General features: G+C 64.6%; 14 protein-coding genes. 4 read left to right on the forward strand and 10 right to left on the reverse strand.

Annotation, left to right across the window (positions count from 1 at the left end; all coding sequences use genetic code 11):
- Positions 1-230: 230 nt before the first annotated feature.
- Positions 231-608 carry a RidA family protein gene (locus HBJ55_RS17490; protein ID WP_167117961.1) on the reverse strand — a complete coding sequence of 126 codons (378 nt, stop codon included), beginning with the start codon at positions 606-608 and terminating at the stop codon, positions 231-233.
- Between the two features lie 76 nt (positions 609-684).
- Here HBJ55_RS17490 and HBJ55_RS17495 point away from each other — a divergent pair, with 76 nt between their 5' ends.
- The 4 genes from HBJ55_RS17495 to modC all read left to right on the forward strand — a co-directional run bounded on the left by HBJ55_RS17495 (position 685) and on the right by modC (position 4,604).
- Positions 685-1,881, forward strand: coding sequence for an MFS transporter (locus HBJ55_RS17495; protein ID WP_167117963.1), 1,197 nt, complete (start codon positions 685-687; stop codon positions 1,879-1,881).
- Between the two features lie 177 nt (positions 1,882-2,058).
- Positions 2,059-2,838: a molybdate ABC transporter substrate-binding protein gene (modA, locus tag HBJ55_RS17500; protein WP_338072041.1), complete on the forward strand. Its 780-nt coding sequence runs from the start codon at positions 2,059-2,061 to the stop codon at positions 2,836-2,838.
- A 6-nt stretch (positions 2,839-2,844) separates the two neighbouring features.
- The gene (gene modB, locus HBJ55_RS17505) at positions 2,845-3,543 is read left to right on the forward strand and encodes a molybdate ABC transporter permease subunit (protein WP_167117965.1); all 699 of its coding nucleotides are present in this window, start codon (positions 2,845-2,847) and stop codon (positions 3,541-3,543) included.
- The gene (modC, locus tag HBJ55_RS17510) at positions 3,540-4,604 is read left to right on the forward strand and encodes a molybdenum ABC transporter ATP-binding protein (RefSeq protein ID WP_167117967.1); all 1,065 of its coding nucleotides are present in this window, start codon (positions 3,540-3,542) and stop codon (positions 4,602-4,604) included. The genes modB and modC overlap by 4 nt, the downstream gene beginning before the upstream one ends.
- A 13-nt stretch (positions 4,605-4,617) precedes the next feature.
- On the opposite strand, the gene HBJ55_RS17515 is transcribed toward modC, so the two are convergent.
- The 9 genes from HBJ55_RS17515 to HBJ55_RS17555 form a co-directional block, all read right to left on the reverse strand.
- Positions 4,618-4,998: a LysR family transcriptional regulator gene (locus tag HBJ55_RS17515; RefSeq protein WP_167117970.1), complete on the reverse strand. Its 381-nt coding sequence runs from the start codon at positions 4,996-4,998 to the stop codon at positions 4,618-4,620.
- Positions 4,999-5,079: 81 nt separating this feature from the next.
- Positions 5,080-5,934 carry a universal stress protein gene (locus HBJ55_RS17520; RefSeq protein ID WP_167117973.1) on the reverse strand — a complete coding sequence of 285 codons (855 nt, stop codon included), beginning with the start codon at positions 5,932-5,934 and terminating at the stop codon, positions 5,080-5,082.
- 96 nt (positions 5,935-6,030) lie between these two features.
- Positions 6,031-6,372 carry a TraR/DksA C4-type zinc finger protein gene (locus tag HBJ55_RS17525; RefSeq protein ID WP_167117975.1) on the reverse strand — a complete coding sequence of 114 codons (342 nt, stop codon included), beginning with the start codon at positions 6,370-6,372 and terminating at the stop codon, positions 6,031-6,033.
- 175 nt (positions 6,373-6,547) lie between these two features.
- Positions 6,548-6,895: a putative quinol monooxygenase gene (locus tag HBJ55_RS17530; protein WP_167117978.1), complete on the reverse strand. Its 348-nt coding sequence runs from the start codon at positions 6,893-6,895 to the stop codon at positions 6,548-6,550.
- A 117-nt stretch (positions 6,896-7,012) separates the two neighbouring features.
- Positions 7,013-7,867 carry a universal stress protein gene (locus HBJ55_RS17535; protein WP_167117980.1) on the reverse strand — a complete coding sequence of 285 codons (855 nt, stop codon included), beginning with the start codon at positions 7,865-7,867 and terminating at the stop codon, positions 7,013-7,015.
- A 23-nt stretch (positions 7,868-7,890) separates the two neighbouring features.
- Positions 7,891-9,381 (reverse strand): SulP family inorganic anion transporter, encoded by a 1,491-nt coding sequence (locus HBJ55_RS17540; RefSeq protein ID WP_167117982.1) that lies wholly within the window; start codon positions 9,379-9,381, stop codon positions 7,891-7,893.
- Positions 9,382-9,695: 314 nt separating this feature from the next.
- On the reverse strand, positions 9,696-10,613 hold the full coding sequence (locus HBJ55_RS17545) for a DMT family transporter (RefSeq protein ID WP_167117985.1): 918 nt from the start codon (positions 10,611-10,613) through the stop codon (positions 9,696-9,698).
- 65 nt (positions 10,614-10,678) lie between these two features.
- Positions 10,679-11,485: a slipin family protein gene (locus tag HBJ55_RS17550; protein ID WP_167117988.1), complete on the reverse strand. Its 807-nt coding sequence runs from the start codon at positions 11,483-11,485 to the stop codon at positions 10,679-10,681.
- Between the two features lie 72 nt (positions 11,486-11,557).
- Positions 11,558-13,018, reverse strand: coding sequence for an NfeD family protein (locus HBJ55_RS17555; RefSeq protein ID WP_167117990.1), 1,461 nt, complete (start codon positions 13,016-13,018; stop codon positions 11,558-11,560).
- Positions 13,019-13,138: the final 120 nt, after the last annotated feature.

Genomic DNA, 13,138 nt, shown 5'->3' on the forward strand with positions numbered 1-13,138 from the left:
CCTCTTCCGTATGGGTTGATGCACCCTCTAATCTGGCACATCGCGATGCCGTCGGAGGGGGGAGTCCATATCATCTGAATAACTGGCTGCGAGGGCGAATCGCTGCGTTGCGCGGTGCGCGGAATCCTCACATATACCCCATATGCTCCGGTTCCTGTGCTCCGGGCGCCTTGCGCTTCACCCCTCTCGCCTATTTCTTCAGCGTTCCCTTAGGAACCAAAAGCTATCTATCAGTAGGGGTAGTCGCCGCCAGCCACCACGGCGGCCGTCACGGTAATCTCGACCTTGAGTTCGTCGGCGGGCATGGGCGCACAGACGCAGGTACGCGCCGGGGCGTGGCCGGTGGGTACCCAGGCATCCCACACCGCGTTCATGGCGGCGAAGTCGCTGCCATCCTTGAGGTAGATGGTTGCGGTGAGGAGGTGCTCGCGGTCGGAACCCACCTCGGCGAGCAGCGCATCCACCCGCGCCAGCATACTCTCGGTCTGCTCGGTGATGTCGCCGTGGCGCGCCTCGGGGCCGGCCACTTGGCCGCATAGGTAGGCAATACCGTTATGGATCACGGCGCGGCTCATGCGCGCCTTGGTGTCGTGACGAACGATGGTCATTGCTTCTCTCCTTGAGCTGCTATCATGCCGGCTTTCAATTCTGCCAAACATCTTGCCATCGCTCAGGGAGGGCGTCATGGGCTATCGCACGCTGCTGCGGGATCACCGAGGATTGCTGAGCATCTGTTTCCTGGCCATGTTCACCTCGAGTCTCGGCCAGAGCTTCTTCATCGGCCTGTTCCAGGCACCGATCAGCGAGCGGCTCGGGTTCACTCCCGGCCAGTTCGGCAGCGCCTACGCCCTGGTCACGCTGATTGCCGGCTTCGCCGTGTTGCGCCTGGGGCCAAGCCTCGACTGGGTGCCACCGCGGCGCTTCGCCCTCATAGTGATGGCAGCGCTCGTCACCGGCGTGGTGCTACTGACGCTCACGCCCTGGTGGTGGCTGGGGCTGCTAGGCCTGGGGCTGGTGCGCTTCTGCGGCCAGGGCATGATGACCCACCTGGGCAATACCTTGGCGGGACGCGAATTCGTCGCCATGCGCGGGCGTGCCCTGGGCCTCGCCAGCATGGGTATCATGCTCGGCGAGACGCTACTGCCGCCCGTGATAGCGACGCTGCTGATCGTACTCGGCTGGCGCGAGCTGTGGTGGCTGTTCGTGCTAGTGCTGGCAGGCTGCTGGCTACCGCTATTGCTGCGGGGCCCCTGGCCGCCGGCGCCGGGACAGCGCCCGGCACGCGGGCAGCGACCCAGCGGCCCGCGCCCCTTTCGCGACCCTCGTTTCTGGCGCCTGCTGCCGCTGCTGATGACGCTGCCGATCACCATGACCGGGCTGTTCATCTACCAGGCGGCGATGACCCGCGACCTGGGCAGCACCCTCACCGTCTACGCCCTGGCCTTGACCGGCATGGGCCTGGCCAAGCTGCCCGGCGCGCTGCTCGGCGGACGCTGGGTCGATCGCCTGGGGCCGGTCCGTCTGGCACGTCTCTACCTGCTGCCCTACGCGCTGGCCCTGCTGGTCGCCATCGCCTTCGGCGGCCACTTCGGCGTGTGGGCCCTGATGGTGGGAGGCGGGCTCGCCATGGGCTCGCAGGAGTCGATCGCCACCAGTCTGCTGGTGCGTATCTGGGGAGCCGAGCATCTCGGCACGGTACGCGCCACGCTCAGTGCCGCCATGGTCTTCGCCACCGGGCTGGCCCCGGCGCTGCTGGGCATCGCGCTCGATCTCGGCGCACACTTCACTCTGATTCTCGCCGGCATGCTGGCGTTTCTCGCCTTCGGCTGGTGGCTGGCCCAGGATTTACTGCGTCAACAAGCGAACGAGCATACCGGCTGATCGCCATGACGCTGACGGCTGGCAGCGGCCTGGCCCGTTAGCAGAGATACCTCTCGAGCGGTATGGCACGCCCAACGTTGCGTATGGCAATATACGGCGAATCGTTATATCTGAAAATATATGACGACACCTTGCCTGCACCGCATGAAACCCAAGGCAAAAGAGTGGAGATCGCAAGTGTCCCATCCTTTCAGACGCCTGCTGGCGGGCATGGCCACCTTCGCCCTGAGCCTGGTATTGACCGCGGCCCAGGCCAGCGAGGCGCCTATGCGCATTGCCGCGGCCTCGGACCTGCGCTTCGCCCTGGAAGAGATCCTGGAAACCTTCGCCGCCGATCATCCCGAGCATCCGGTGGAGATCGTCTATGGCTCCTCGGGGCGTTTCCGCAGCCAGATCGAGAACGGCGCACCCTTCGATCTCTACTTCTCGGCGGATATCGCCTACCCCCGAGCGCTGGAAGAGGCCGGCCACGCAGCAAGTGAAGTGATCCCCTATGCAGAAGGGCGAATCGTACTCTGGAGCGACGGCCTGGATGCCTCCGAGCTGACCTTGGACTCCCTCAGAGATGAGCGTTTCCGGCGCATCGCCATCGCCAACCCTCGCCATGCCCCGTATGGCGCCCGAGCCCGGGAGGCGCTGATCGCCAGCGGTCTCTGGGAGACGCTGGAACCGCGGTTGGTCTTCGGCGAAAACATTGCCCACACCATGCAGTTGGTGCAGAGCGGAGCCGCCGAAGTGGGCATCATCGCCCTGGCATTGGCTCGCAACCCGGCGATGCTCGACCGGGGAAGCTATTACTTGATCGACGAGGCGCTACATGCGCCGCTCGAGCAGGGCTTCATCATCACCCGACACGGCGGCGACCATCCCACCGCGAAATTGTTCGCCGAAGCCATGCAGAGTCCGGAGGCACGAGACATCATGCGCGCCTACGGCTTCGTATTGCCGGGTGAGTAGACCGCCATGACCTTCCTTGGCATCAGCGAGGCAGACTGGGGCGCGCTGCAGTTGACCCTCAGGCTGGCCCTGATCAGTACCGCCCTGCTGCTGGTGCTCTGCCTGCCGCTGGCCTGGTGGCTGGCCCATACCCAGCGGCGCATCAAAGTAGTGGTGGAAGCCCTGGTGGCCCTGCCGCTGGTGCTGCCACCCACGGTGATCGGTTTCTATCTGCTGATTCTGCTCGGCCCGCGCGGCGCCGTGGGCGGCACGCTGGAGCGGCTGGGGGCGAACCACCTGGCCTTCACCTTCACCGGACTGGTGATCGGCTCGATGATCTATTCGTTGCCCTTCGTCGTGCAGCCGCTACAGAACGCCTTCCAGGCCATGGGACGTCGCCCCCTGGAAGTGGCTGCCACCCTGCGGGCCGGGCCTCTCGACCGGCTGGTCTCGGTGGTGCTGCCCCTGTCGCGCCAGGGGCTGCTCACTGCGGCCGTGCTCTCCTTTGCCCATACCCTGGGCGAGTTCGGCGTGCTGCTGATGATCGGTGGTGGCATACCGGGCCAGACCCAGGTGGCTTCCATTGCCATCTATAGCCATGTGGAGGCCTTCGACCATGCATCGGCACATCGCCTGTCGCTGTTCCTGCTGTTGATGGCCTTCGCCCTGCTGGTCTGCGTCTACGCCCTGAACAAGCGCTTCAGGGTGGCGGGGATCATGCCATGAGCGTATCGGGCGCCTTGCGGTTGCGTCGCGGCGACTTCGTATTGGATGCCGAACTGGAACTGCCCGAGCGTGGCGTCATCGCCCTGTTCGGCCGCTCCGGTTCGGGCAAGACCACGCTGTTGCGCTGCCTGGCCGGCCTGGAGCGTGGCGACGGCTGGCTATCGGTCAATGGCTGCCGCTGGCAGGAGCGTGATTATTTCTTGCCGGTGCATCGACGCCCGTTGGGCTATGTCTTCCAGGAGGCGAGCCTGTTTCCTCATCTGCGGGTACGCGACAACCTGCGCTACGGCTATCGGCGGGTCGAAGCCAGTCATCGTCGCGTCGACTTCGACGAGACGGTACAACTGCTCGGCGTCGAGGCGCTGTTGGAGCGCTACCCGCAGGCACTCTCCGGCGGACAGCGGCAGCGAGTCGCCATTGCCCGGGCTCTGCTCGCCAGCCCTCGCCTGCTGTTGATGGATGAGCCCATGGCGTCGCTCGACGTGGCGAGCAAGGCGGAAATCCTGCCCTACCTGGAGCGGCTGCACGCGCACCTGGAGATTCCGATGGTTTACGTCAGCCACGCCCTCGAGGAGGTGGCCCGCCTGGCGGATCATATGGTACTGCTGGAGGCGGGAAGTGTGCTGGCCGCCGGCCCCTTGCGTGAGCTGCTGGTCCGCAGCGACCTGCCGCTGTCCCATGCCGATAATGCCGCCGCGGTACTGGAGACACGGGTCGTTAGACACGATGCCGAGCAGCAGCTCGTCGAGCTGGAGTGCGGCGCCGGACGGCTGTGGGTTTCACGAGGCCCGGCGGCGGCGGGCGAACGGCTGCGCGTCAGTGTCCAGGCCCGGGACGTGGTGATCAGTCTGGCGCCGCCGCGGGACTCCAGCACCCTCAACTGCCTTCCGGCGCGGGTTGTCGAGATCAGCGACGACCCGCATCCCGGCCACCTGCTGGTGCGCTTGGCGGTCGACGACCAGTTGCTGCTCGCGCGTATTCCCCGCGAGGCCTCAAAGCGTCTGGCGTTGAGTCCGGGCAAGCACGTATATGCCCAATTGCGTGGAAAGGCCCTGTCCTGACGCACTCTCGAGCCTAGTGCTCCCGGTCGGGAGTGGGGGGTGACTCGGCAAAGAGCGAGGCGAAAGTATCCATCTCCTCGGCCACCGCCTCACTGGCGATACGCTGCATCCTTCGGTAGCGCTCGAGCACCTCCTCGCCGAGAGCGGTGATCTGTGCGCCTCCGCCGCCTTTGCCGCCGGTTGCGGTAGCGACGAGGGGCTCCCTGAAGCATTGGTTCATGGTGTCAACCAGCAGCCAGGCACGCCGATAGCTCATGCCCAGTTGGCGGGCCGCCGCGGAGATCGAGCCGGTTTCGGCAATGGCCTCGAGTAACTGCGCCTTGCCCGGGCCAATGGCGATGGCATGCCCCAGTTGAATGCGCAGGCGAGGAGTCGACTGATACGGGGCTGCCACGCTGGCCTCCTTTGGACAACATCCGCTGGATGCTACCACTCCTTGCCAGCGTTCGACATTCGGCGCCGGCGACAGGCCACCTCAACGCAGCAACAGCACCGGCACGCTGGCCCGCCGCAGCATGGCGGTGGTGGTGCTGCCCACCAGCAGGTGACGGATACGCGAGTGACCGTAGGCGCCCATCACCAGCAGGTCGATGGCGTTCTCCTCCTTGTAGGCACGCAGGGTCTCCTCCACCTCGCCGGCACGGATCGCCCCTTCGGCCTCGTGGCCGGCCTCGCGCAATACGGCCAGCGCCCAGTCGAGCTGCGAGCGGTTATCGCCGGTCTCGGCGCCGACGATCACCACATGCACCGGAATGCCGTTGAACAGCGGACTCTTTGCCAGCATCTCGACGCCCTTGCGGGTGGTCTTGCTGCCGTCGAAGGCGAGCATCACCCGCTCAGGGCGCTTGAAGGTCTCCGGTACCATCAGGATAGGCCGGTGCAGGGTACGCACCACCCGCTCCAGGTTGGAGCCCAGGTGCTCGCCGTCCTGATGGGCCATCTCGCCGCGCTTGCCCAGCACCAGCAAGCGGATCTCGTCTTGCAACTCTTCGAGGGTCTCGACCAGCGTGCCGTTGCGCTGCCGCATGGCGGGCTCCGCCACGCCATCCTCGATGGCTCGCTCCTTGGCCGCCTGGAGCATCAGCCGGCCCTGCTCCTGGGCCACCTTGGCGCGTTGCTCGTCGAGCTGCGATAGCTCCTCCAGCAGATGCTCGCGGGAGCCCAGCCCGATGTTGCCGGAGAGGTCCGGCTCGGCGGTCTGGGGGTGATTGTCCACCACGTGCAGGAAGGTCAGCGGCGCATTCAGCGCCAGGCTGGCCCAGGCGGCGTAGTCGCACACCCCGGTGGAGAACTGCGAGCCGTCGATGGCGGCCATCACCTGTTCGGTCATCGTTTCGTTTCCTGGCTGGCGTATGTCGTTATATGCCCTTTCGTTTCTACCTCATCGGTTAGGGGCTTGGCCAGGTGTCAGGTCAACGCGAAGCGACTAATCTGCGCAATCGATGCACCTCAGCACGGTCGGGTCCCATTCCAGACGCTTCGCGGCGATCCATTCGCCGCACTCCAGGCATTCCCCGAACTCCTCGCGCTCAAGGCGCGCCAGCGCCGCATCGATGCGACGGATCGCCAATTGGCGGCGATCCTCCTCGGCCTTGGCCATGGCCTGCCCCTGCAGGGCATCCATACGCGACAGACGGCCGACCGAGGTCTGATCCAGCGTGACCGTGGCCCGGCTCTCCTTGCTCTCGAAACTCTGGTCGATCAGCATCGCCCTGGCATCTTCCAGTTGGCGAATAATCTTGTCGATATCGATGTCCGGGTGGTTCACCACATATCCTCTCGTAACGGATAACCAACACAGCGTGCCCAGCAATAAGTCAACTGGCCGGAGGCAACAGACGCAATCCATCCAAAAACATTAGCGGCGAGGTACAACTCGGCAGGTCAAAGAAAAACCATAGACGCAATAATTGACATTGTGTAGCCCGTAAAAGCGCCTGAACTCAGCGCCGGGGCGCGTCGTAGTCGTGGGGCTCGTCGGTATAGACGCAGACGTTGACTTGATCCACGTCACCCTCGGGCGACTCGACATGGGTCTCGAAGAACTCCTTGATCTCCCGACGGTTGCAGTGAGCCTCGAAAGCCTCACGGCTGGCCCAGACCTCATGGAAGACGATCGGATAGCTGGCCCCTTGGGCATTCGGATGGTCGATATGCCGGGTGACTGTGTATTGCAGGCAGCCATCTTCGCGATGAGTATTGGGCTCCAGCGCCTGAAGCGTCTTGAACAGGGCATCTTCCCTGCCAGGCTTGGGCTTGAAGTTGGCGATACAGTAGATCTTGCTGGACATGGATTGGCTCCTGCCTGTTCGGTATTAGCTCTGTCTCCAGACTCGGCGGCGCGAGCTTTCGAGCAGGTTAGAAAAAGCCGGCACACTTCCCGCAGGAAGGGCCGGCTCGGGTAAGCGTCAGCGCAGCAGCAGGATCGGCACCTCGGCCCGCCGCAGCATGGCGGTAGTGGTGCTGCCCACCAGCAGGTGGCGAATGCGCGAGTGGCCATAGGCGCCCATCACCAGCAGGCCGATATCGTTCTCCTCCTTGTAGGCACGCAGGGTCTCCTCCACCTCGCCGGCACGGATCACCCCCTCGGCCTCGTGGCCGGCCTCGCGCAATACGGCCAGCGCCCAGTCGAGCTGCGAGCGGTTATCGCCGGTCTCGGCGCCGACGATCACCACATGCACCGGAATGCCGTTGAACAGCGGACTCTTTGCCAGCATCTCGACGCCCTTGCGGGTGGTCTTGCTGCCGTCGAAGGCGAGCATCACCCGCTCAGGGCGCTTGAAGGTCTCCGGTACCATCAGGATAGGCCGGTGCAGGGTACGCACCACCCGCTCCAGGTTGGAGCCCAGGTGCTCGCCGTCCTGATGGGCCATCTCGCCGCGCTTGCCCAGCACCAGCAAGCGGATCTCGTCTTGCAACTCTTCGAGGGTCTCGACCAGCGTGCCGTTGCGCTGCCGCATGGCGGGCTCCGCCACGCCATCCTCGATGGCTCGCTCCTTGGCCGCCTGGAGCATCAGCCGGCCCTGCTCCTGGGCCACCTTGGCGCGTTGCTCGTCGAGCTGCGATAGCTCCTCCAGCAGATGCTCGCGGGAGCCCAGCCCGATGTTGCCGGAGAGGTCCGGCTCGGCGGTCTGGGGGTGATTGTCCACCACGTGCAGGAAGATCAGCGGCGCATTCAGCGCCAGGCTGGCCCAGGCGGCGTAGTCGCACACCCCGGTAGAGAACTGCGAGCCGTCAATGGCGGCCATTACCTGTTCTGTCATGTCTCGTACGCTCCCGTATCCGTTCAGTGGCCGCCCATCAGCTTCTCGACGGCGGCAGGGTCGTCGTGGATGGCATAGCGGTCGACAATGGTCGCACTGGCCTCGTTGAGCCCGATCAGCTCCACCTCGGTGCCCTCACGGCGGAACTTGATCACTACCCGGTCCAGCGTCTGCACGGCAGTGATATCCCAGAAGTGCGCACGCGACAGGTCGATGGTGACCTTCTCCACGGTCTCCTTGAAATCGAAGGCGCTGCCGAAGCGCTCGGACGAGGCGAAGAACACCTGCCCCACCACCCGATAGATACGGCGGCTGCCATCATCGGCCTCTTCGGATCCGATGTAGAGGATGTTGCCGACCTTGTTGGCGAAGAACATCGCCGCCAGCAACACACCGACGAACACGCCGATGGCCAGGTTATGGGTGCCTACGGTCACCGCCACGGTAGCCAGCATCACGATGTTGGTACTGATGGGGTGCTTCTTGAGGTCGCGAATGGACGCCCAACTGAAGGTACCGATGGAGACCATGATCATTACCGCCACCAGCGCGGCCATGGGGATCTGCGACACCCAGTCGGCGAGGAATACCACCATGATCAGCAGTACCACGCCGGCGACGAAAGTGGAGAGCCTTCCACGGCCACCCGATTTCACGTTGATTACCGACTGGCCGATCATCGCGCAGCCGGCCATGCCGCCCAGCAGGCCGGAACCGATGTTGGCGATGCCCTGGCCCTTGCACTCGCGGTTCTTGTCGCTCGGGGTATCGGTCAGGTCATCGACGATGGTGGCGGTCATCATCGACTCCAGCAGGCCCACCACGGTGAGCATGACGGAGGTCGGCAGGATGATCCACAGGGTCTCGAGGGTCAGCGGCACGTCGGGCCACAGGAAGACCGGCAAGGTATCGGGCAACTCGCCCATGTCGCCCACGCTACGAATGTCCATGCCGCTGATCATGTAAACGGCCGTCAGCACCACGATGCACACCAGCGGCGAGGGAATCGAGCGGCCGATCACCGGTACGTAGGGGAACAGGTAGATGATGCCGAGCCCGGCCAGGGTCATGGCGTAGACGTGCCAGGTCACACCGGTGAGCTCGGGCAGCTGAGCCATGAAGATCAGGATCGCCAGGGCGTTGACGAAGCCCGTCACCACCGAGCGCGAGACGAAGCGCATCAACTCGGCCAACTTGAGGTAGCCGGCGACGATCTGCAGCCCCCCGGTGAGCAGGGTGGCCGCGAGCAAATACTCGAGGCCGTGGTCGCGCACCAGGGTCACCATCAGCAGCGCCATGGCGCCGGTGGCGGCCGAGATCATGCCGGGGCGTCCACCGGTGAAGGCGATCACCACCGCGATGCAGAAGGAGGCGTAGAGACCCACCTTGGGATCGACGCCGGCGATGATGGAGAAGGCGATGGCCTCGGGAATCAGGGCCAGCGCGACCACGATACCGGCGAGGGAGTCGCCCTTGATATTGGAGAACCAGCCTTGCTTGATGGATCGGAACATTCTTCGGTCCAGTGGTGTGGGTTGTTATGCCAAATGGCGCCAGGGGGGGGTCGTTCAAGCGCTCTCCCGGCCACGCGTCGATGACGGCGCAACCTGAGAGTGGCGCATTCGAAACTCTGGATTCGGTCAGGCAGCCCGGAACATCAGCATGATGTCGAGCGGTGACGTGCCGATGACGGCAGCGTCGGGAAGGGAACGCTAGGGCGGCGTGGCCAGCCCGGCAAGAGGAGTCAGCACGTTGCGTCGCATCCATGATCAAAACGCGGGCGGCATCGACTTTCGTCTAACGCTCGAGCCCGATAGGAGGCCGAATACTAACAGAGATCTCGTTTTGCTGCACCCCGGCGGCGCAGGCGTCGCTCCAGCCGACGCTCATAAAGCCCCTTGGCCAGCAGCGTGCCTAGCACCAGGGCACCGCCGGCCAGCGCCACCGGCGCCGGTCGCTCACCGAGAACCCACCATACCCACAGCGTCCCTACCACTACCTCGAGCAGCATCAACAGCCCCACCTCGGCGGCCGGCAGGTAGAGGGGCCCGCGCTGGATCAAGGTAAATCCCAGCGGCAGCAGCACCAGGCACAGCAGTACCAGCAGCAGCAGGCTATCGGCCGGCGGCAGCGCAATGCCGCCGCCAGCCAGGCCGAACAGCGCCGCCGTGGCGGCAACGATCAGCCCCGAAAGCGTGAGCATGGGGCTCATGTCGACCCCGGGCCGGGTACGGCAGAGGGTGAAGTTGGCCGCTAGCGCCGTCGCCGCCAGCAGCGCGAAGCCGTTGCCGATCCAGGAACCCGCCCCGGCATCGTCGAGCACGATCAGCGAGGTACCGAACAGGCACAGCCAGATGGCGAGCCAGGTGCGCCGCGGCAGCCGCTCACCGAGGAACAGCCGCGAGAGCAAAGCGGCTATCAGCGGCGCACCGGCGAGGATCATCAGTACGTTGCCGCCCTTGGTGTACTGGTTGCCGAGCACGAAGCCGAAGGTGGAGAAGCTGAAAAGCAGCGCCACGCCGATGCCGGTCCAGCCGCATCGCCGGTAGGAAGCAAGGGTATCGGCCCCATGCCGCGCCAGCATGATGATGACGAAACCCAGCGCGGTGAGCAGCCCGCGCCAGACCAGGATTTCGCTGTCGGGCAGTCCGACCAGCTTGATCAGCAGGGCATCGGGAGAAATGATCAGCGCACCGCCGCCGGTCATGAGCAGACCCTGTTGACGGTGCGAAAGGGAGTGGAACAAGGCGACCTCGGTGTCCGTGGGGTCGCCTCAGAATGCCACGCGCGCTGCGGCGTGGCACGTCGATCTCAGCCCTCGCCCAGATCCTCCGGCCTGCTCGTGGCCGAGTTTCTGGCCTGAGCGGCCGGCGAGGCCTTCATGTGCCGGAACGCCTCCATGATGTCCATCGGCAGCGGGAAAACGATGGTCGAGGCGTTCTTGTTGCTCATGTCGCTCATGGTCTGCAGGTAGCGCAGCTGCAGCGCGGCGGAGTTCTCGGCCATGACGTTGGCCGCTTCGACCAGTTTCTTCGATGCCTGTAGTTCGCCCTCGGCGTGGATCACCTTGGCTCGCCGCTCGCGCTCGGCCTCGGCCTGGCGGGCGATGGCGCGAATCATGCTCTCGTCCAGGTCGACATGCTTGATCTCGACGTTGGCCACCTTGATCCCCCACTCCTCGGTCTGGGTGTCGATGATCTCCTGGATGTCGTCGTTGAGCTTGTCGCGCTCGGAGAGCATCTCGTCGAGGTCGTGCTTGCCGAGTACCGAGCGCAGCGTGGTCTGGGCCAGCTGGCTGGTGGCGATAGTGAAGTTCTCGACCTGGATGATCGCCTTCTCGGGATCGACCACGCGGAAGTAGAGCACGGCGTTGACCTTGACCGTGACGTTGTCCTGGGAAATGACGTCCTGCTCCGGCACGTCCATGGTCACCACCCGCAGATCGACGACATCCATCTTCTGGATACCGGGAATTACGATGAGCAGTCCGGGTCCCTTCACCGACTGAAAGCGGCCGAGAAAGAAGATTACGCCGCGCTTGTACTCCGGCAGTATGCGGATCGACGCGGCGATCAGCATGAACAGCAGTACTACCGGCACGAGATAGGAAATCATCATGTGTACACTCCTCGATATGTCGGGCCTCGATGTGTCATCGGCTGGATTGCAACTGTCGCGAATTCATCACGTTTACTGCGCCGCCCGGTCGACGGGTTCGACCTCGAGGGTCAGCCCCTCGACTGCCACCACTCGGACCTCCTGGCCGCGCTTCAAGGCGGCGTTGCTGCGCGCGTTCCAACGCTCGCCACGCAGCCGCACGTGCCCTTCGTGCTGGAAGTCCTCCAGCGCTACCGCCTGGCTGCCGACGAGCTGCTCCTGGCCGGTGCGGGCCGGCTTTCGGCGCAGTCCGGCGAAGCGCACCACGACCCACAGCATGATTCCCGCCGCCAGCAGGGCGATGCCGCCGATCAAGGGCAGCGACACGGCCAGCTGGTCGGAATCCATCAGCATCACAGAGCCGATCACGAAGGCGACGATGCCGCCCATGCCGAGAATGCCGAAACTCGGCATCAGCGCCTCGCCGACGATCAGTCCCAGGCCCACCAGGATCAGCGCCAGGCCGGCATAGTTGATTGGCAACAGCTGAAAAGCGAACAGGGCGAGCAGCAGCGAGATCACGCCGATGGTGCCCGGCACCAGGCTACCCGGATTGGAGAGTTCGAAGATCAGCCCGTAGAAGCCGATGATCATCAGGAAATAGGCCACATTGGGGTTGGTGATGACCTGTAGCAGTTCGGTGCGCCAATCGGGATCGAAGCGCTCGATGGCAAGATCGGCGGTGTCCAGGGTGCGCTCACCATGCTCCATCACTACTTCACGACCGTCGATCTGTTCAAGCAGATCCTCGATATCGGTGGCTACCACGTCGATCACATTGCGTTCCAACGCCTCGGAGGAAGTAAGGTTGACCGCCTCGCGCACCGCCTCCTCGGCCCAGTCGGCGTTGCGCCCGTGGCGCTCGGCCAGGCTGCGGATGTAGTAGACGGCATCCTCGAGCACCTTACGCTCCATGGCGGTCTCGCCGCGCCGGCGTGTATCGGCCGGCTCATCCTCGGCATCCGCCGCCTCTTCCTCGGTGCCACTACTCGCCTCTTCACCGTTGGCCTCGTCACCGCCAGGCGTTTCTTCCTCGGGAGGATCCATGCCAGGCAGTCCGCCGCCTCCCATCTGCACGGGAGTGGCCGAGCCCAGATGGGTCGCTGGCGCCATGGCGGCCACATGGCTGCCGTAGAGCAGGTAGGTGCCGGCGCTGGCGGCACGCGCCCCGCTGGGGGAGACATAGATGGCAACGGGTACCTCCGATGTCAGCATGGCTCGGATCATGCTGCGCATGGCGGCGTCGAGCCCACCCGGGGTATCCATCTGCACGATCACGATTTCGGCATTGCGCTCGGCGGCGCGGCGCAGGCCGCGCTCGAAATAATCGCCGGTGGCAGGCCCGATGGCACCCTCCACCGTGACGACCAGGGCGATGTGCTCGCCCTCCTGGGCCTGGCTCTGCCATGCAAGCATTCCCCCCGCCACCAGACACAGAAGCAGGCTCGTCCATAGCACAATGTGATGAAAGAAGGCGACACGGCGTACGCTCATGGTGACCTGGCCTCGAGTCGATGAGGTATGCTTGGAGAGCCTGCTGCTGATTCAGCATCTTCTGAATTCAGGTTAGCAGGCCTCGCCATACGATGCCGTGCCGACCTCTTCGGGTGACCG

It is taken from the genome of Billgrantia bachuensis (assembly GCF_011742165.1).
Lineage (GTDB): Bacteria > Pseudomonadota > Gammaproteobacteria > Pseudomonadales > Halomonadaceae > Halomonas > Halomonas bachuensis.

Bases quoted from the DNA above. Each gene is read 5' to 3' on its own strand.
- HBJ55_RS17490 (WP_167117961.1), bottom strand. From the start codon at position 608: ATGACCATCGTTCGTCACGACACCAAGGCGCGCATGAGCCGCGCCGTG.
- HBJ55_RS17495 (WP_167117963.1), top strand. From the start codon at position 685: ATGGGCTATCGCACGCTGCTGCGGGATCACCGAGGATTGCTGAGCATC.
- modB (WP_167117965.1), top strand. From the start codon at position 2,845: ATGACCTTCCTTGGCATCAGCGAGGCAGACTGGGGCGCGCTGCAGTTG.
- modC (WP_167117967.1), top strand. From the start codon at position 3,540: ATGAGCGTATCGGGCGCCTTGCGGTTGCGTCGCGGCGACTTCGTATTG.
- HBJ55_RS17520 (WP_167117973.1), bottom strand. From the start codon at position 5,934: ATGACCGAACAGGTGATGGCCGCCATCGACGGCTCGCAGTTCTCCACC.
- HBJ55_RS17530 (WP_167117978.1), bottom strand. From the start codon at position 6,895: ATGTCCAGCAAGATCTACTGTATCGCCAACTTCAAGCCCAAGCCTGGC.
- HBJ55_RS17535 (WP_167117980.1), bottom strand. From the start codon at position 7,867: ATGACAGAACAGGTAATGGCCGCCATTGACGGCTCGCAGTTCTCTACC.
- HBJ55_RS17540 (WP_167117982.1), bottom strand. From the start codon at position 9,381: ATGTTCCGATCCATCAAGCAAGGCTGGTTCTCCAATATCAAGGGCGAC.
- HBJ55_RS17550 (WP_167117988.1), bottom strand. From the start codon at position 11,485: ATGATGATTTCCTATCTCGTGCCGGTAGTACTGCTGTTCATGCTGATC.
- HBJ55_RS17555 (WP_167117990.1), bottom strand. From the start codon at position 13,018: ATGAGCGTACGCCGTGTCGCCTTCTTTCATCACATTGTGCTATGGACG.